Below are 19,013 nucleotides of genomic sequence, written 5' to 3' on the forward strand. Positions count from 1 at the left end.
ATGCCTAGCTATGAAAAGCAGGTAAGATTTATTCCTACCAACACGTAAACTTTATGAATATTTCTCCTTAATTAAACCCAAAGTTTAGTGCTCTAATGAAAAAAATTTAAGAGTAAAAAAGAGATCTTGCTTGCTGAAGAACGGCATGATGCCGCTCTTCTATTCATCAATTATTTTTCTTCTTCATCCTCTTCAATATCTTCTAATTCATCCTCATCTAATTCCTCAAAGTCTGCTTCTCCGAATAAAGAATTAAATAAATTGATATAAGCCAAAAATTTTACATTGCTAGCAAGATCTTTTTTCTCTGGATTACTCTTACGTTTAACGATTTCTTCCTGGATCACTTTAATGACCTCTAGGATAACATCATCCTCATCTTCTCCAGCTTCTTCAGTAATTATCTCCTGCTTGAGTTCTTCTAAATCAGCTGAAAATTGGTCTAAATCCAACAAATTTAAAGATTCTATATCTGTAATCATAATTTTTAATCCTTTTGGGTTAAGGGGTAGAATAACATTATGACAGTATCGGCTTCATCTACGCAAGCAAGATTTTCATCTTAAAAGAAATTCCTTCTCCTAGTAATATAGGTTCCTTATAAATATTTTTGGAGACATCTTATGTCACATCCTCAGCACTCTAGCAAAGTAGTTTTTAAAGGTGCCAATTTTCTACCTCTTCTTATTGCTTGCACAGTGGGTGCATGTATAAGATTTGCTCCCTCGCCTGTAGGAGTTGAGCCTAAAGCTTGGCAACTGTTAGCCATTTTTTCCGCTCTGATTGTAGGATTAATAGGAAAAGCACTGCCCATGGGAGCCATTTCTTTCTTAGCTCTGGCTACTCTTATTGTCACTCAGACACTTACTTTGAAGGAGGCTTTAAGCGGGTTTTCCCATCCTATCATTTGGCTTGTTGTAGCTGCCTTCCTTATCTCCAAAAGTTTTATTAAAACAAAACTGGGCATGCGTTTAGCCTACCTATTGGTGGCTTTTTTAGGAAAAAAAACTTTAGGGTTAGGATATGGGGTAGCTTTTACCGAACTTATCTTGGCTCCTGCTATTCCTAGTAATACAGCACGGGCGGGAGGCATCATTTTTCCTATCGTTAGAGCGTTAGCTGTTAGTTTTGGAAGCTCGCCTGAGCGCCATTCTCAACGCCTCATAGGAAGCTATCTTATCCTTACCGCCTACTATTGCAATTTAATCACTAGCACCATGTTTATTACCGCCATGGCAGCAAATCCTCTCATCGTAGCAGTACTGCTTAACCATAATATCCCCATTACCTGGGGCCAATGGGCCTTAGCCGCCAGCCTCCCAGGAGTATTAAGTTTAATTGCCATTCCCTATCTTGTGCATAAATTATATCCTCCAGAAATTAAAGAAACCCCTGAAGCTAAAGATTTAGCTATCAGGAATCTTCAGCAAATGGGTCCTATGTCAAAATATGAATGGATTACTTTAGTGGTGTTTTTCTTGTTAATTGTTTTATGGATTTGCGGAGAAGCCTATCTTAGCATAGATAGTACGACAGTGGCCTTCTTAGGAATATGCATTTTACTTTTAACAGGTGTACTTACTTGGGAAGATATTAAGAGAGAACATGAGGCTTGGGATACGCTGATTTGGTTTTCTACGCTAGTGATGATAGCCACTTATTTAAATAACTTTGGATTAATTGGTTGGATGAGCAGCCACCTTCGTGCCATGATGACAAACACTTCCTGGTACTGGGCATGGCCCATTTTGGTGCTTTCCTATTTTTATAGTCATTATCTTTTTGCTAGCAATACCGCTCATGTTAGCTCTATGTATGCGGCTTTTCTGACTGTCGGCCTTCATCTACATATTCCCCCTTATCTTATAGCTCTTTCACTTGCCTTTTCTAGCAGCTTGTTCGCCTGCCTTACCCATTATGGAACGGGATCAGCACCTATTTTATTTGGATCTGAATATGTAAATCTTAAAACTTGGTGGAAAATGGGATTTGTAATGAGTTTTATCTTTTTGATTATCTGGATAGGCATAGGGTGTCTGTGGTGGAAAATTCTGCACCTATGGTAGGCACACTTACCTTCACCTTGCTTTGCTTCCTCCTTATGATGTTAAGGCGGGAAGCATAGTGATTGGTAATTGCAAGAAAAGGCATAGTTAAAAACGTTTGACACGTGCATGGCAATAAGGCTCTTTACCGACTTTGTCATAGTAATCTTGATGATATTCTTCGGCAGAATAAAAAAAACTTGCTGGCAAAAGGCGGGTAGCTACTTTAATCCCCTTCTTTTCCAATTTTATCACCAAATTTTCGGCTATCTTCTTTTGCGCTTCCGAGAGATAAAAGATTGCCGAGCGATATTGTTCACCCTTATCAGGTCCCTGGCGGTTGTGCTGCGAGGGATCGTGAATCTCGAAAAATAATTTAGCCAATGTTTCATAATCTACAATATCAGGGTCAAATATAATTTCCACGCTTTCTGCATGGCCACTCATTCCCGTACAGACCTCTTTATAGTTTGGATGTACTGTCGAGCCTCCTGTATAACCTACGGTAGTGCTAACTACCCCTTCAACTTTTTTAAAAAGATGTTCAACGCCCCAGAAACAACCGGCAGCAAAAATAGCTCTGGCATAGCCCTCTTGAGTAAATGCAGGGTTAAATGTTAGCGAGGTTGAATTTACACAATGGCGCTGATTCTTTCTTGTCAGCCTTTCTCCAATAAAAAGATGTCCTAGATGCCCGCTGCAGCGTCGACAAAGAATTTCTATACGCTCCCCATCTGCGTCGAGCTTGCGCTCCACAGCACCCTTAATTTCATCATCAAAACTAGGCCATCCGCATTGAGAAGGAAATTTATCGGAGGACATATATAAAGGAGCATCACAATAACGGCATAGATAAATACCTCCTTCAGCAAAGTGGTAGTATTTACCCGTGCCACGCTTTTCAGTCCCTTTTTTTAAAATGATAGATTCCTCGTAAGGATCTAAGGCATGATATCTTTCCATATAAACCCTAATGTAAGAATGTTAATAGCTCAGAGACAGAATTAAATAGTATTTCAGGTGTTTTTCTGAGTGAGGTTAGATCTATACAGCTTTCTTCCCTTATGCAGCATTAATCAAAAAATATGGGGAAAATTCTTACTACTATTTGCTTATCTATTTAAGTTCTCCTCAAAAAAAAACCTCTCTTGTTATTCTTCCCTTTTTCCTATCTATGCAAGAGATCATTATAATATTTAAGAGCAAAAAGCCTCAAGTCATCATCCATTTAAGTTTACAATCATTCTATCATTAAACTGTTAGACCCCGCTTCATCCTTATGGTTTTATTTAAGATGCTTACTACATTTTTCACTCGTCTACCTTTTTCCTTAAGCACTTTGATAGACAAAGGGATCCTTGCAATTAGAAAAGCTGGATTAACAAAAGGCATTTAAAGCAAAAAACAGCATAAATGAAAGTTTTCGATCCACTAGCAAGACATAAACCACCCAAATGTTTTACCAAGGCTAGCCCTATTTCCTGCTAGGTGGTCTTATGTCCCTTAATTTTTTTGCACCTATATTGATATTAATTATTTTAATATTATATAATAAAATTAATCAGGAGGGAAAATTATGGGTGCTCCTATCAATAATAGTTTTCGAGATCTTTATGAAGATGGTAATCTTATCGTTAGTAATAATCCTTTTGCCTCTACTCCCAAGCCTTTTGATATAAATGCTACCGAGCGAGCAGAAAAAGCCAAAAAAGATTTTAAAAAAAATCGAGAAGGCAAAAAAGATAAAAATGAAAAGGATAGTGAGGAAGAGGAAGATAAGCCTTTACCACGTCCTATGGGTCTTTAAGGTACCCTTTAAGATGCTAGGTATTATTCATTGAGAACTCCTAATTCTTTATAATGCTGTTTATTTTTTGGTCCTCTCAAGGCTATTTACCTATTTAAGGAGCTTTACAATTTTATACTAAGAGTCTTGATCTATTTATTTTTGATAGCCACACTAAAGGTTGAAACAAATTTAACGTCAAAAAAAGCTTTTGCATATTAAAAATATTTATTAAATAAAGTACCATTTATCTTAGAGACATTCTCTGAATTATTAAAATCGTTTAAAATATAGGCTGTTTAACCAGGAGCCTAATATGATAAGAAAACCTTATCCTAGCGATTTAAACAATCAAGAATGGCAAGTGCTTGAACCTATAATATGCAAGAAAAAAGCTGGCAAGCCACCTAAGCACGCTAGACGAGAGATGCTTAATGCCATCTTTTATGTTTTAAGGACAGGTTGCCAATGGACAGATCTTCCGCATGATCTACCTCCTTGGAAATCAGTCTACTCTCAATTTTTAAGATGGAAGCAGAGTAATTTATTCGAGCAAATTAATACTTATTTAAGGCGATCGCTTCGCCAAAGCTTAGGCAAGTTAGCGGAACCTAGCGCAGCTATAGTTGATAGTCAAAGTGTCAAAACAACTGAAAAAAAGGGCTCTGCGGATACGACGGCGGCAAGAAAATTAAAGGTAGGAAAAGGCACATAGTGGTGGATCACTTAGGACTGTTAATAGCAGTGGTAGTAAGTAGCGCAGCTTGTAGCGACAGAGATGGGCTAAAAGCACTATTTTATTATTTCCAAGGAAAAGCTTTATGGCCAAAAAAAATGTTTGCCGATACAGGATATAGCGGGGAAGAGATGAAACTAGAAGCAGCTTTACATGGCATTGATTTAACAATCATTAAAAGATCTAAGCTAAAAGGATTTCATCTACAAGCAAAAAGATGGATAGTAGAAAGAACATTTGCCTGGTTTGGCAAATGCCGCAGATTAAGTAAGGATTATGAGGCCTTGCCAAACACCAGCCAAGCGTTCCTCTACTTAGCCATGATACGTCTAATGGTAAGAAGAATAGCGCAATAAATTAATTCAGAGAATGTCTCTTAAGAATTTAAAGGTTGAACCTATAAAAGCTAAAGGGTTTTGCTAAGTACTATAATGGTAAAGCTCTCTTATCCTATCTATCCACTTTATCCTCTAAAAGAGTGTAATTTTTTAGAAGCTTAAAAATTTATAAGCTCCCTTTTTCTTTTGGCACATTTTTAATAAAGAGCCCTTCGTTTTTGTACCTCTTGCTACATATGATAAACATTTTAGCTAGCATTTGAACCTAAAGGCTAATTAGCTCTCATGCTTCTGCAATAAAAGATAGGAATAGCTAAAGCTACTGTCTAATAGAAACTCCTTCCTTCATAGCTTAAGTACGAGAGCTTCAAGATCTACAAGATTAATGGAGCATCATTTTTAAAAGCTTCTTTTATTTTCTCTGCTTCGTAGAAGCCTTTAGGATGGATCTTAGTTAATCCTTTCCCCCCTACTTTGTTAAATAAGTGAATTGACTCGTTAATAGCCTTAAAAGCTTGATGGGAAAGGCCTTTTTCCAAATAAAGCCTGGCTAGGTAGTATTTGGACTTTGCACCAATCATAAGATCGGTTTTTGATAGTTGCGAAGCCTTTTCAAAATAGTCTTGAGCTTTTCCAAGATCTCCAAAAGGACAGTCTTTATCTAAGTATAACTCTCCTAACATCAGGCAAATTTCTCCCGATCTTACATATTGCTGCATCATCTGGATGGCGCCTTGAAAAGGCACGCCATTTTCAATTCCTCCTACTTCAAGTCTCTCGCGTGCTTTATTATAATATTCCTCTTTTTTTTCTTTATCCGCTTCTTGCTGCGCTAACTTTAAGTAGACTCTGCTCAATTGAATATTACAATATCTTTCATTAAACAGATCACGTTGCCCTGCAGGCATGCAAGGGTTTTGTTTAAAGAGATTAAGATATAATTTTTCCGCTTGTAACAAATCATCCTTATCGCCCTCTAAGAGAGCCCAACCTTTGCCTTGGCGTTGAAAAACTATAAAGTCAAAAGGATTGGGATTGTCATACACATCTCGCCGAGTTGTTATTACTTCCTGGATATCAATAGCTTTTTGAAAATATTTTTTTGCCTGATCTATCCCCTGCGTATGAAAATAGACTTTTCCTAAGTAGTGAAGAGCCTGAGCACATAAAGCTGGAAGTTCTTTATGCGCTTTTAAATTATCACAGATTTGCTCAGCTGTTGTGTGATCTATTTGAACTTTCACAAGCTCTAAGCTTTTCTTAAAAGCTTGCCGCGCCTCGAAGAAATTATTGGATTGTAAATAATAATTACCTAAAACATTGTAAAGGTGAACGAAACAAGGCTTTAACTCTTCTTGCAAATCAAATTTTTCTGCATGTTTTAAAAGAGTCTCTAGCTGATTTTCAATGGCTTTTGTTTTATTTAATCCATCGGCAAAACGCATATCTAATTTAAAATTGTTTCTAAAAAAAATAAGAATCTCTTTTAAAGTTTCTGAAGGCTTTATTCCTTGCTTTTCTGCTTTTTCAATTAGCAACTCTTGTAGAGATGGGTGAACTTCCCATCCCTTTTTTCCATCTACAGCGATTAAAGAGTATTTTTCCAACAGATCCAGTATGGTGTTAAACAAACTAGCGTTATTGGCATGCTTATCAAAAAACCACAGCCGCAAAATCGATCGATCAATAAAGTAAGGATTCAAAAAGGGTATAATAGAAAGAAGGGTTTTGCTCTCGCTTTGCTCTTGCTCGCATTTTTCTACACTTAAAGAATGTACAACTTTTATGACCATGATAGCATTATTAAGATTGATAGAACGCAATGAAAATTTCTCGTCTATTCCTGCCCTCTCTTTTAGTCTTTTGATATAGAATTCTATTAAGGCATCAAAGCTATTATCTTGTGGCGCCTCTTTTAAATAGATAGCTGCTTGCTTAATAGCCAAGGGTAAGTAGAAAAGTTCATCCGCTAGTTCGCGTTTTGAGTTATTCGCTTTCTCAACAGCCCAATGATCTTTACCAAGATTATGATTAAAAATCTGGAGAGCTTCCTCCATGCTAAGCGTATTGTCTTGTATATCAAAAGATACGGCCCCCTCTAACTTTTCCTTTGCAACAAGTAAAATTTCTCCTTTTTTATTATTTGGAAAAAACTTTTGCAACTTTTCGTAACTTTTGGCATCAACATTGTCCACTACAAAAAGCCAATAAGGCCTTCTTGCAAGCTTTTTATTAACTTTTTTGATAATGATTTCTTCTTGAGCTGCAAGCGGGACATGAACTCCTAAATCCTCTGCAAGTTTTCTATACGCACGCAAAAATGTGTCTTCGTCTCTCATGTCAGCAAAGAAGACAGTTCTTATTCTATCAGGTTGTTCTTTCATTTTCTTTTCGTAATGTACTGCATATCGTTTAGCTAAAGTTGTTCTACCTGACCCAGCCATGCCTACAATTGCTACCTTTTGTCTATTAGATTCTGGTTCTTTAAAAAGTTCTTCTAATTTATCCAAATTTTTTGTTTGAATCCAGGTTCCCTGCTGAGATAAAATTTCATCCGAAAGTCCAACATGCACAGTTTCTTTTTTGAATGCTCTTTTTACGTAGTCGGTAATTAAAGGACGCAAGACATATAATACTAAAACACCGCAAGAAGTCCTTATAAATAGCTGTTGTTTTTCAAAAGAGGTCATATTTTTAAAATGTTCCTGCTTTTGACTGATATATTCTCGCACATTTTTAATTCTCTCTTCCTTCCCGCCATTTTCTTTTATTTCTGTATGTAATCTTCTTTGCCCTTTGAAAACCCTCACAGCACTTGGTTGCAACTTATCCTTGAACTTGGGGCTGCAAAAATATTTTCTTTTAGTCCAATAAGATCGCAGGCCTTGATTCTCAGAAACTGCTGACAAGGTTACGTAATTTATCCTATGCCCTTTAAGTAGGGAGATAGGGGAATGATTTTTATAAAGATTATGAAAGGCAGTAGATATGGATCTGGAATAGAAGAGAGGGCAGGAGATAGCTTTAGTATCTGTAGGGAAAGAAGGAAGACTTCTTAATTTAGAATAAAGCCCTCTACTTAGAGGAAAAGATGATTTTGAAGAAGAAATTGACATATTGTTCACCTTAAGTTATGTAAAAAAACATGTTTAAAAGCAGTTTAGAAAGCGATTAGCCTGACTTGAAATTTTAATTTGCTTATAGATTAAGCTAGGCCTCTTTGGATATTGGCTAATCCCGCATTATAAGTCAAAAGCTTATCAAAAAGATCTCCATAAGCTTAAATATTTTTTATCCAAGTTAATCAAGCTTCACGAATTTTTTTCCTTGTGCTTAAGCTGAGCTTAAGGAAGAGGTTTAAATAAAGAATAAACTATAAAGTAAAACTTTTTCGTGTGCATACTAAAAAGTCATCTTCACATAAGAATCCAGGAGGCATACAAGCTTCAAATGCGATTTTGCCGGCCTATAAAGCCAAAATATTTTCAAATAGCTATAATATTTATTTAATAATTTTTTTATTTATATTATTCATTATCAAAATTTAAGCGGATTTGTCTCTTATGATCGCTTACTGTTCCCCCCTTAGTACTTTTCCTCAATGAAGTGATTTACCAAGAGGGATAAACTAGTGCGAGTTCTAGCTTATATCTTTACCATTTTTGCCCATATTACCTAGCGAGGAGAAGGTTTTTCTATCTTTTAACTGCTTTTCCCTTAAATAAAAGACAGATTAAACTCCTTTCAAGAAAAAAAGTTAAATAATAAGTGTTAAAATAATCTGAAATATCAGCTAAATGATCGAAAACTTAAGGTTATGAAACGGCTATATATTGGCCATTCATCTATCTGTTAAGAATGATTTAAAATATTTTGTAAATTGCAATCGAGAGGAAAAGGTTATAAAAAGAGGAAACATCGCTCTAAAGCCCTCAATGTAGGTAAATTAAAAAGCAGAGCTTCGAGTGTGCGGAGGATAAATAATATAAAGACCGACACATGCAAGATTCATCTATTTGATAAAGATTTGAAATAACTTGTAAAGTTAAAAAAAGAAGGATTAATCTTGGCTAAGACAAAGGAGAGTAGATAACAACTCTAGCATAGATAAACAAACTTTAGTATTTATTAAAAAAATAAATACTTAACCTTCCATTTCCCGAACCGTACTTTACCTTTCGATGAATAAGAGATTGATAAGAAATTTTTATTTAAAAATGCTTTTTATCTTATCCAAAAAGGATTTACTTTTAGGTAAATTGGCGGGACCTTGCAAGGTAGAAAACTCTTTCAGCAATTTTATTTGCTTTTCGGAAAGCTGTGTAGGTGTTTCCACAAATATTTTAACTAGCAAATCTCCTTTTCCTTGTCCATGCACACCGGGAAAGCCTTCATTCCTTAGGCGGAATACTTTCCCATTTTGGGTACCTTCTGGGATAGTAATACGACAGGTATGGCCATAGAGACCGGGTACATCTTTTTTACATCCTAAAGCAGCTTCTGTAAAGCTAATCGGTAGATCTAGCAACACATCATTCCCTTCACGTTCAAAAATTTCATGCGGCTCGACGTTAATAAAGACATACAGATCTCCTGCTGGCCCACCACCATGCCCTGCATCTCCATAACCGCTCATCTTAAGGCGCATGCCACTATCCACACCTGCTGGTATATGAATTTTAACATGCTGCTTTTCTTTAATTAAACCCTCTCCTCGACAATCTTTACAGGGCTCAGTGATAATTTCCCCTTCTCCATGGCATTGAGGACAAGCCATAGACATGCTAAAAAAGCCTTTCTGCTCATATACTTGTCCGGCGCCATGGCAACGCGGACACTTTTTCTTGCCCTTAGACGAGGGGGTACCTTTACCGTGGCAAGTTTTACAAGTCACATAGTTATTGATGGCTAATTCCTTATCAACACCCTTAGCTGCTTCTAGAAAGGAAATAGTGATATTGGCACGTTTGCTAGCTCCTTGGCGGCGCATTTGAGCTGAGCCTCCCCCAAAGTCATTTCCACCAAAATAACTTTCAAATATAGACTCCCCACCCATTCCACCAAAAGCACCCATAAAAGTCCGTAAAGCTTCATCGACTGAAGAGAATCCTGAAAATCCTCCTCCAGCAGCTCCTGCCGTTGCTCCTAAGCCTTCTTTACCATACCGATCGTAAGTTTGGCGTTTTTTATCATTGCTCAATACTTCATAGGCTTCTGAAATTTCTTTAAAGCGTTTTTCAGCTTCAGCATTGCCGGGATTTTTGTCAGGATGGTATTTGATGGCTTTTTTTCGATAAGCCTTTTTAATTTCGTCTGCTGTGGCAGTTCGTGGAATTTCCAATGTTTCGTAATAGTCAGCCATAATGCTCACATAGATGTCTTGAGAGTGTATGTCTTTTAACTGAAAAAACATAACCACTCGGTGGAATTCAAAAAATTTAGCCTAAAGGGTAGAGGTATTTATTGTAATAATAAATGTGAACACCCTTTGGGAACTTATATTAAATCATCAGCTTGTTACTTAAACAAGCCTATCTGGTTCTAGCGCTGTCTTTTGTATTTTAAAGCAGCCTTGGATTTTGCACGCTTTTTAACCGATGGTTTAGCATAAAAGCGATGGGCTTTAACAGATTTCATTACACCTTCTTTATCTAATCTTTTTTTCAAGGCGCGAAGGGCCTTATCGATGGGTTCGCCAATACGGACTTTTACTAATGACATTTCGCTAAATTCCTAATTTTATAAGTTTAGTAATCACGGCAACAATTTTGCCAGTTTTCTAATGATAGAAGCATCATACACAATCGATGGGTAATTTATCAATACTGAATACTCTTTTGCAATTCTTTCTCTATTTCCGCTTGGGTTTTACGCAAATATAAAATTTCAAGAGGCTCTTTTTGCATGATCTCTCCCCTTCTCCATTTATCTTCCGATAAACGACTTAAATAAAGCGCATCAGGGCCTTTTTCTTCCCATATCCACTGCTGGTTAGGATAGATATTTTCTATCTTTTGTTTTAGTATGCGACTATTAGGGGTAAGTAAATAGCTTACATTTTGTAGATATACACCCACTGCGCTTAAGGGAAGAAGTCGTACTTTTCCCTCCTGCTTATAAGCTCCTCGGCTAGCATGGCCTTTTAGTACATACACGCCCCCTATCTTTGCATCAAAAAGTACAGCATACGAGCCTTCCTGAGAAGGGAGAAATCCTTCCAAACTACAAAAAGTAACCAATGGCTTTCTTAGGGAAAAAGCGACTGCTTTAGCAACCACCACCCCTACCCTTATACCCGTATAAGAACCCGGACCAATTCCTACTGCTACATAGCTTAAGTCTGCCGCTTTTCTTCCTAAATGTTGCAAGCCCCGTTCAATTTCGGGCAAAAGGGATTGAGAAGTATTAAATCCAAAGGGAAAATTGCCTTGAAAAATTACTTCTATCCCATCAAAGAAGGCTGCGCAACCGCGCTCACTACTGGTATCAATTACTAATGAAAACATTCTCTTAAGTCAATCCTATGGGGAAGGGTGAGTTTTTCTAAGGTACGTATAAAAAAGCTGTCGGTCATTCCAGAAATATAATCAACCACCATTTGCACTAAAGAAGTAGAATTTTTGTAATCTTCATTTTTATTAAAGGTATAATTTTTCCACAGATAACTTTCTTCGTGTAAATGATTAAGATCTTCTAGTAATAATTCAAATAAAAGACGATACGCTCGCTTGATCTTGCTAGATTCCACTTTAAGTTGAGGATGAACATAGATATGGGTAAAATTAAAATCGCGTAAAAACTTTAGGGCTTCAAAAGCTTCCATAGAAATACCTATGTAAGCTTGCTCATAACTTATTCTAATAATTTCTTTAGCAAGAGTAGCCAGAATTTCTTGATTTGTAGTACCTAGAAATGTTTTGGGCACCTGCTCTTTAGATATGATTCCTAAACGAATAGCATCTTCAATATCTTTGCCTATGTAACTCATGGTATCACATAGCTTCACTAAGCATCCCTCTAAGGTTCCTGGAATTATGTTAGACTCCGGTTCCCTTGCTTTCTGCTTTTTATCATTCAAGTGATCTTCCCATGTTTTATTAAAACAAGGATGGATGATAGAGCTGTGCATGGCGCCATCGTGACAAAGGAAACCATCATAGACAGCAAGTCCAAGATTAAGAGGCTCTATGTCAGTAAAAAGCCGACATGATTGCAAAGGATGGGCGAACGCTCCATTTTCAAACATCTTTGAGAGTTCGGATAAATACTCCTCACCTTCGTGACCAAAAGGAGGATGTCCCACATCATGACCTAAAGAGATAGCCTCTACTAGATCAAGATTCAGGCGTAAAATTTCTGCTATTCCCCTAGCAAAGCTACTAACAAATTGTACATGTAAGCCACGATGGGTAATGTGATCATTATCGACTAAGTATACGACCTGAGTTTTATCATTATAGCGAGCATACGCTCTAGAGTGAATGATTTTATCTACATCGCGTTTATAGGGTAAACGATAATCTTCCTCATTACCAGCCTGCCGACTATGTTCCGATGTACGGGCGGCTAAAGGATGCAAATAAGCTTTTTCCTGTTTCATTAATGCATGACGATAAAAGGAAAGAGTTTCACTAAAAGGGATGGTCATGTATTTACACTCATTCTTTTAAAATTCCTCATAGTAAATCTTAGTGAAAAATAATTTATAAAACAAGTCGTTTGAGTGATAAACCAAGAATAATAGTGGATAGAAAAAAGTTTTTTCGATGGTATTCAAAAACAGCCTAACTGACCCCCTATTAATGATTAAATATTTTTTTAGAAAATTAACTTTCTTGTTATTCTTAATAGACTAGCTTAGAATAAAGTTTATCTAATAAAACTTTAATAAGAACACCTTTGGCAGGATCTCTGCTGCCTTAAGGAAAAAGCGCTTTCTTAATTGAATGTTTATTCTTTATCCTCCATAATATTATCACTCATATAATTTAAATGGTAAGAGGCCAAGTTTGAATCTAGAAGATATTGAAGATAGTTCTTTTACTCAGCAGCTGGAAAATGCTGTGATCAAGACCCTTGAAAATCAACAAAAAACAGAGAAGAGAAACTCCTTTCCGAATGAGCTATGTATATTTCCTCTTTTGAAAAGACCTTTCTTTCCTGGGATGGCAGCTCCTATAGTTATTGAACCTGGACCTTTCTTTGAAACTTTAAAAATAGTGGCTAAAACTGATCATAAGTCCATCGGTTTGATTTTAACCAGGCAAGAAGATGTTGATATCTATAAAGCTAGCTTTGAAGATCTTTATCAAGTGGGGGTTATCGCTCGTCTGTTGCGAATTATTCCTTTAGAGCAAGGAGGCGCACAAGTTATACTTAACATGGAAAGGCGACTGCGTGTTTTACGTCCTCTTTCTAACTCTAAAGTTTTAAAAGCCAAAGTTTCTTATTTTGAAGATAGCCCTACGCTTACCGCTGAGCTTAAAGCCTATGCTATTAGCATTATTTCTACCATTAAAGAATTACTCAAATTAAACCCTCTTTTTAAAGAAGAATTACAAATTTTTCTTGGTCATTCTGATTTTACCGAGCCAGGGAAACTTGCAGATTTTGCTGTAGCTTTAACGACCGCTTCCCGAGAAGAGCTGCAAGAAGTATTAGAAACGTTTGACATCCAAAAACGCATTGATCGAGCTCTTTTATTGCTTAAAAAAGAATTAGACTTAAGTGTGTTACAAAATAATATCAATCAAAAGATTGAATCCACCATCTCTAAAAGCCAGAAAGATTTTTTTCTGCGAGAGCAGCTAAAAACCATAAAAAAAGAATTGGGGATTGAAAAAGACGACAAAGCTCTTGACAGAGAAAAATTTGAAGGGCGTATCAGAGAACGTAAAATACCCGCGGATGTATTAAAAGTTATAAAAGATGAAATGGAAAAGCTCTCTGTACTAGAGACGCAATCTGCTGAATACGCTGTATGCCGAGGATATCTAGATTGGTTGACCAATTTACCTTGGGGCATTCAAAGTGAAGAGTGCCAGGATATTATGAAAGCTGAAAAGATCCTTGCACACGATCATTATGGCCTAGAAGATATTAAGCAGCGCATCCTGGAATTTATAGGAGTAGGCAAGCTTGTTGGAGGAGTAAAAGGCAGTATATTGTGCTTAGTAGGCCCTCCCGGAGTCGGCAAAACCAGCATCGGTAAAAGTATAGCTCGTGCTTTAAATAGAAAATTTTATCGCTTCTCTGTAGGCGGTATGAGAGATGAAGCAGAAATTAAAGGACATCGCCGCACCTATATTGGAGCGATGCCAGGAAAATTAATTCAAGCACTCAAGTTTTGTCAGACCATGAATCCCGTGATCATGCTCGATGAAGTGGATAAGATGGGAAGTAGCTATCATGGAGATCCAGCATCGGCATTGTTAGAAGTTCTCGACCCCGAACAAAATCGTGAATTTTTGGATCATTACTTAGATGTTCACTGTGATTTATCTAATATTCTCTTCATTGTGACTGCAAATGTTTTAGACACAATCCCCGAACCTCTTAAAGACCGCATGGATATTTTGCGCCTTTCCGGCTATATCATGCAGGAAAAAATAGAGATTGCCAAAAAGTATTTACTTCCTCGCAACCGTAAATTAATGGGGTTAAAAGCTAAAGATATCGCCTTTACGACTGAAGGTTTAAGAGCCATTATCAATGGTTATGCGCGTGAGGCTGGAGTAAGAAGCCTTGAAAATAATATTAAAAAGATCATGCGTAAGGTTGCTTTACGCATTGTTCGAGAAGCATCCATAGCTGTAGAAAAACCTCGTAAAAATAACAAGCAAAAGCCTACCCAAGTTTCAACTCCTTCTTATCGTGTTACTCCCACGAGTTTACATGAATATCTTGGTAAGCCTATATTTACCTCAGATCGTTTTTATGAACATAATCCTATCGGGGTTAGCACAGGCTTAGCATGGACTTCAATGGGTGGAGCCACCCTCTACATTGAAGCAATTAAAGTAGCCGCGGAAAAAACGGAGATGAAGCTAACGGGCCAAGCGGGCCAGGTCATGAAAGAATCTTCTGAGATTGCCTGGAGCTATTTACATAGCGCCTTAAACAAATATGCCCCCAGCTATAGTTTTTTTGAAAAAGCGCAAGTTCATATTCATATCCCTGAAGGTGCTACTCCTAAAGATGGCCCATCGGCGGGCATCACCATGGTTACAGCCTTATTATCTTTGTTAACCAATACCCCTGTGCTTAACAATTTAGGAATGACAGGAGAGCTAACTTTAACCGGCCGCATTTTGCCTATAGGGGGAGTAAAAGAAAAGCTAGTGGCAGCTAGACGCTCGGGTCTAAAAACTCTTATCTTTCCTAAAGATAATTTAAGAGACTACGAGGAACTTCCTGAGTACATTAAAAAGGGAATAGACATCCATTTCGTCCAACATTATGATGAAGTCTTTCATATTGCCTTTCCTGATCTTGGGCAAGCTCTAGAAGTTAAGCTGGAAAAATAGAAATTTAAAAAAGTTCTCCGTAATAGCTGACTTTGCGGGAATGCATGCATATAAACTATTTAAATATCTAAGAAAATATTAATAGCCTATATTCCCGCATTTTTTTATAAGCCTTTCGGTATGAGTAATTTATAAAATCTAAATTTAAGGATTAACTTTTACAAGCATTTAGCAATCAGTAATTTAAACTAAAAAAAGCATGCGGGTAATAGAGTATAGAAAAACTTTGTCTTTTGTTTAGGCAAGCTTTTATTAATAAAGATCAAATTCAAGCAAGCGACTATCGACGCTACTATTAGTAATAACATGGCGACGACTCGCTGATAATCCAATTTCTTTAACCAAAGGTGTATTAGCCGTAAAAACAAATCCTCGCGCAGGTTTAGAAACTTTATGCTTCATAAAGTCTCCCAGCGCTCTGTATAGTGGAATAAGCGTATCTACACTGTCTAATCTTTTTCCATGAGGAGGGTTTGTTAAAATCATGGTAGGCAAGATTGAAGGGCTAAACTCTCTGAAGTCAGCTTGCTTGACTAAGACATCCTTTAAAAACCCTGCAGCCCGCAAGTTACCCTGGCAGATACGCGCTACATTTTTATTGATATCTATCCCAAATAAATGATTTTTGGGGATCGCTTGCCGTAAAGCATCTATTTCCGTTTTTACTTTCAACCATTCTTCAAAAGAAAAATGAGGTAAGAGCATAAATCCCCACTTTTGACGCAAATAGCCAGGCGCCGTGCGCGAAGCGATTAATGCAGCTTCTATTAATAACGTTCCTCCCCCGCAACAAGGATCTAGTAAAATTTCATGAGGTTGATAATCAGCTAGGCGTAGCAAGGCTGCAGCTAAAGATTCCTGCAAAGGGGCTTCTGCCGACTCTTGCCGATAACCTCGTTTATGCAAGGGAGTTCCAGAAGTATCTACGCTAATAGTCGCTTGATTATCATGAATAAATAAATTTAATTGCACATCAGGATTTTTAACATTTACACTTGGGCGATTGCCGGTCTTTGCCCGTATTTGATCACAAATAGCATCTTTAAGAACCTGCGCTGCAAATAAGCTATTCTTTAGCTGACGATGGGAAACATTAGCATCTATGGCAAAATTTTTTCCTGAAGGTAAGTATTTTAGCCAATCAATACTGCTTCCCCCTTTGTACAAGCCTTTTTGATCATAGCAGGGAAACTGAGCAAGCGGAAGTAAAACCCTTCCTGCTATACGAGAGCAATAATTAAGGCGAAAAATAGCGGGGAAACTTTTATCCAAGACATAAACCCCTCGGAATCCTTCTCGTACCTGTTGAAAGCCTAATTCCGCTAATTCTTGGATTAATAAAGATTCTAAGCCTTGTCCACAAGTCACAAATAGATGATTAGGATTTTCTAACACAATAAAACCTGCTTAATTATGCATAAATAAAATAACATCGCCGTCTTTTACCACATATTCTCGTCCCTCAGAGCGAGCTTTTCCAGCTTCACGTGCGGCTACACGGCCTTTATAAGCAACCATATCTTCATAAGAAACGACTTCGGCACGAATAAATCCCTTTTGGATGTCTGAGTGGATCTTACCAGCAGCTTCTGCCGCCGAGGTACCTCTATTGATAGTCCAAGCGCGCGTTTCAATTTCCCCGGTGGTGATATAACTAATAAGCCCTAACATCTCATAGGAAGCTCTAATTAAGCGCTGAAGCCCCGATTCTTGCAATCCTAAGCTGTCTAAAAATTGTTCACGTTCGCTTAAATTAAGCTGGGCAATCTCCTCTTCTATACGAGCACAAATAGAAATTACAACATTACCCTCTGCAGCCGCATAGTCACGCACGCGCTTTACATAAGAATTTTCCATGTCGGGAAGATCGTTTTCCGAAACATTAGCAGCATAAATGACTTTTTTCATGGTCAATAAGGGATAAAGCTGAAGAACTTCCCGCTCTTCGGGTGTAAATTCTAACATTCTCACCGGCTTGCTGGCATTTAAGTGCTCTTGCACACGATTAAGGACCGCCAAGGTTAAGGCTAGCTCTTTTTTTCCTTTAAGCTGCTTTTCAACGCGAGGTATAGCATTTTCAATCATCTGCAGATCTGCTAAGCACAGCTCAAGGTTAATCACTTCGATGTCTCTGATAGGATCTGTTTGTCCTGATACATGCACGATATCGGAAGAATCAAAACAACGCACTACATGAACGATAGCATCTGTTTCTCGAATATTAGCCAAAAATTTGTTCCCTAAGCCTTCGCCTTGGGAAGCACCCGCCACTAGCCCAGCAATATCGACAAACTCCATAGTCGCATAAATGATTTTATTGCTATGGGAGATCTCGGATAAAACATGTAGCCTTGCATCTGGTACTTCTACCACTCCAACATTCGGATCGATAGTACAAAAAGGATAATTAGATGCAGGTGCTTGATTGGATGTTAGAGCATTAAATAAAGTAGATTTTCCCACATTTGGGAGGCCTACAATGCCGCAAGAAAGTCGGCCGGCTGCCATATAGATACCTCATAGTAATTGGTGGCAAAAGTATAGGAGGAAATAGTAAAAAAAACAATAGAGAATAATGAGCGGCTTTAGAATGAGAAGGAGATGGGATAAGGGTGTTTTTTCTGCTGACTGCTCATAGAAAAATTAGAGGGTAAGCTTAATTTTTAGCTATTTAAAGAGGATATTTATAAAATGATTGTTCTTGATCGAAAAACTTGCCAATCCTTGAAAAGGATATTCCTCCTTTTTATTTCCTAATAAAATTTTTCTCCTTAACAGAGGGTGTAATTAAAAGTGTTGGCAAGATAAGGAAGGATTAATACATACTGAAAGTGTAGCAAAAGGAGGTTGCATATGCTTAACGAAGAAGAAGTTAATAAAGTATTTAATCGCTTAAAGGAGCATCCCGGTCTATTAGAATCCATTAAAGATTTATTAGATATTACCGAAGGAGTTAAAGGGATTGAAGTGGCGGATGATGCTGAATTTGCTCTTATTCCCGAAGTTAGGGGTTTAGGGAAAAAATGCCTTGAGGATTGGGCAAAGCATCAAGTAAATGAACAAGAAGCCAAGGCTCAGGAAATGAAATTAAGACAGCATTCCAAAAAAAACTAAGTTGGCATACAACATTTGGGATAGTAGGCATGGAGGAGAGATGCTTCCTACGAGCAGGAAAATTGATTCGACCCTTTTCCTTTTCTTCCAAGGTTAGATGCAGAGGGTATTCTTTACCATTAGAGCGAGCAATAACCGACTTTGGAGCAGATATTGCTTTGGGAAAAGTAGGAGAAAAGATGAAGGAACATTATGGAATTGAAGCTTCTTCTTCCATGGTTAGATTAATTACCCAAAAGCATGCAAGCAGAATAGCTAAGCTAAAAAAAGAAGCGGTTAGTCAAGAAGCAATCATCATCAGTGAAACAGATGGGAGTATGGTACCCATTGTGGAGATAGACAAGATTGACAAACAAGCAAAAAAAGATACAAGAAAAGCAAGGAAAGTATGTTGGAAAGAAGCCAAACTAAGTTTAGCAAGAGGCAATGACAGAGCCAACCGCTTTTATGCTGGTAGTATTGGGACTC

At 37.4% G+C, this 19,013-nt stretch carries 15 protein-coding genes; 6 read left to right on the top strand and 9 right to left on the bottom strand.

Features of this window, described 5'->3' with window-relative positions; genetic code table 11:
* Positions 1 to 170: 170 nt before the first annotated feature.
* The gene (locus tag NEOC65_RS07060) at positions 171 to 482 is read right to left on the bottom strand and encodes a hypothetical protein (protein WP_166155618.1); all 312 of its coding nucleotides are present in this window, start codon (positions 480 to 482) and stop codon (positions 171 to 173) included.
* Positions 483 to 623: 141 nt separating this feature from the next.
* Here NEOC65_RS07060 and NEOC65_RS07065 point away from each other — a divergent pair, with 141 nt between their 5' ends.
* Positions 624 to 2,066, top strand: a complete 1,443-nt coding sequence (locus tag NEOC65_RS07065; RefSeq protein ID WP_213152511.1) for an anion permease — start codon at positions 624 to 626, stop codon at positions 2,064 to 2,066.
* Between the two features lie 87 nt (positions 2,067 to 2,153).
* Here NEOC65_RS07065 and NEOC65_RS07070 read toward each other — a convergent pair whose 3' ends face one another.
* Complete coding sequence (locus NEOC65_RS07070; protein ID WP_213152510.1) at positions 2,154 to 3,008, bottom strand: bifunctional methionine sulfoxide reductase B/A protein; 855 nt, start codon at positions 3,006 to 3,008, stop codon at positions 2,154 to 2,156.
* Between the two features lie 613 nt (positions 3,009 to 3,621).
* Between NEOC65_RS07070 and NEOC65_RS07075 the strand changes: the two genes are divergently transcribed.
* Positions 3,622 to 3,852, top strand: a complete 231-nt coding sequence (locus NEOC65_RS07075; protein WP_213152509.1) for a hypothetical protein — start codon at positions 3,622 to 3,624, stop codon at positions 3,850 to 3,852.
* 295 nt (positions 3,853 to 4,147) lie between these two features.
* A protein-coding gene (locus NEOC65_RS09635) for an IS5 family transposase (RefSeq protein ID WP_349305274.1) occupies positions 4,148 to 4,923 on the top strand; the annotation gives its coding sequence in 2 pieces (ribosomal slippage) (positions 4,148 to 4,490 and positions 4,490 to 4,923; 777 coding nt in all).
* A gap of 356 nt (positions 4,924 to 5,279) precedes the next feature.
* On the opposite strand, the gene NEOC65_RS07090 is transcribed toward NEOC65_RS09635, so the two are convergent.
* From NEOC65_RS07090 to NEOC65_RS07110, 5 genes are all read right to left on the bottom strand, one after another.
* Positions 5,280 to 8,021 carry a tetratricopeptide repeat protein gene (locus tag NEOC65_RS07090; protein WP_213152507.1) on the bottom strand — a complete coding sequence of 914 codons (2,742 nt, stop codon included), beginning with the start codon at positions 8,019 to 8,021 and terminating at the stop codon, positions 5,280 to 5,282.
* A gap of 1,091 nt (positions 8,022 to 9,112) precedes the next feature.
* Positions 9,113 to 10,267, bottom strand: coding sequence for a molecular chaperone DnaJ (dnaJ, locus tag NEOC65_RS07095; protein WP_213152551.1), 1,155 nt, complete (start codon positions 10,265 to 10,267; stop codon positions 9,113 to 9,115).
* 179 nt (positions 10,268 to 10,446) lie between these two features.
* Positions 10,447 to 10,626 (bottom strand): 30S ribosomal protein S21, encoded by a 180-nt coding sequence (gene rpsU, locus NEOC65_RS07100; protein ID WP_039384980.1) that lies wholly within the window; start codon positions 10,624 to 10,626, stop codon positions 10,447 to 10,449.
* 98 nt (positions 10,627 to 10,724) lie between these two features.
* Positions 10,725 to 11,411 (bottom strand): tRNA (adenosine(37)-N6)-threonylcarbamoyltransferase complex dimerization subunit type 1 TsaB, encoded by a 687-nt coding sequence (gene tsaB / locus NEOC65_RS07105; protein WP_213152506.1) that lies wholly within the window; start codon positions 11,409 to 11,411, stop codon positions 10,725 to 10,727.
* On the bottom strand, positions 11,399 to 12,553 hold the full coding sequence (locus tag NEOC65_RS07110) for a deoxyguanosinetriphosphate triphosphohydrolase family protein (protein WP_166155383.1): 1,155 nt from the start codon (positions 12,551 to 12,553) through the stop codon (positions 11,399 to 11,401). Before NEOC65_RS07110 ends, tsaB begins: the two co-directional genes overlap by 13 nt.
* A 415-nt stretch (positions 12,554 to 12,968) precedes the next feature.
* Between NEOC65_RS07110 and lon the strand changes: the two genes are divergently transcribed.
* The gene (gene lon / locus NEOC65_RS07115) at positions 12,969 to 15,431 is read left to right on the top strand and encodes an endopeptidase La (RefSeq protein ID WP_502710356.1); all 2,463 of its coding nucleotides are present in this window, start codon (positions 12,969 to 12,971) and stop codon (positions 15,429 to 15,431) included.
* 252 nt (positions 15,432 to 15,683) lie between these two features.
* Here the strand turns inward: lon and NEOC65_RS07120 are convergent, their stop codons facing one another.
* Positions 15,684 to 16,826 carry a THUMP domain-containing protein gene (locus NEOC65_RS07120; RefSeq protein WP_213152504.1) on the bottom strand — a complete coding sequence of 381 codons (1,143 nt, stop codon included), beginning with the start codon at positions 16,824 to 16,826 and terminating at the stop codon, positions 15,684 to 15,686.
* Between the two features lie 12 nt (positions 16,827 to 16,838).
* Positions 16,839 to 17,939 carry a redox-regulated ATPase YchF gene (gene ychF, locus NEOC65_RS07125; protein ID WP_166155379.1) on the bottom strand — a complete coding sequence of 367 codons (1,101 nt, stop codon included), beginning with the start codon at positions 17,937 to 17,939 and terminating at the stop codon, positions 16,839 to 16,841.
* A gap of 345 nt (positions 17,940 to 18,284) precedes the next feature.
* On the opposite strand from ychF, the gene NEOC65_RS07130 reads away from it, so the two are divergent.
* Both NEOC65_RS07130 and NEOC65_RS07135 read left to right on the top strand, forming a co-directional pair.
* Complete coding sequence (locus NEOC65_RS07130) at positions 18,285 to 18,545, top strand: hypothetical protein (RefSeq protein WP_213156128.1); 261 nt, start codon at positions 18,285 to 18,287, stop codon at positions 18,543 to 18,545.
* Between the two features lie 179 nt (positions 18,546 to 18,724).
* Positions 18,725 to 19,013, top strand: a 289-nt coding sequence (locus NEOC65_RS07135; protein WP_213156129.1) for a hypothetical protein, incomplete at its 3' end; no start/stop codon positions are given.

This window comes from Neochlamydia sp. AcF65, from assembly GCF_018342435.1.
In the GTDB taxonomy this organism is placed as follows: domain Bacteria; phylum Chlamydiota; class Chlamydiia; order Chlamydiales; family Parachlamydiaceae; genus Neochlamydia.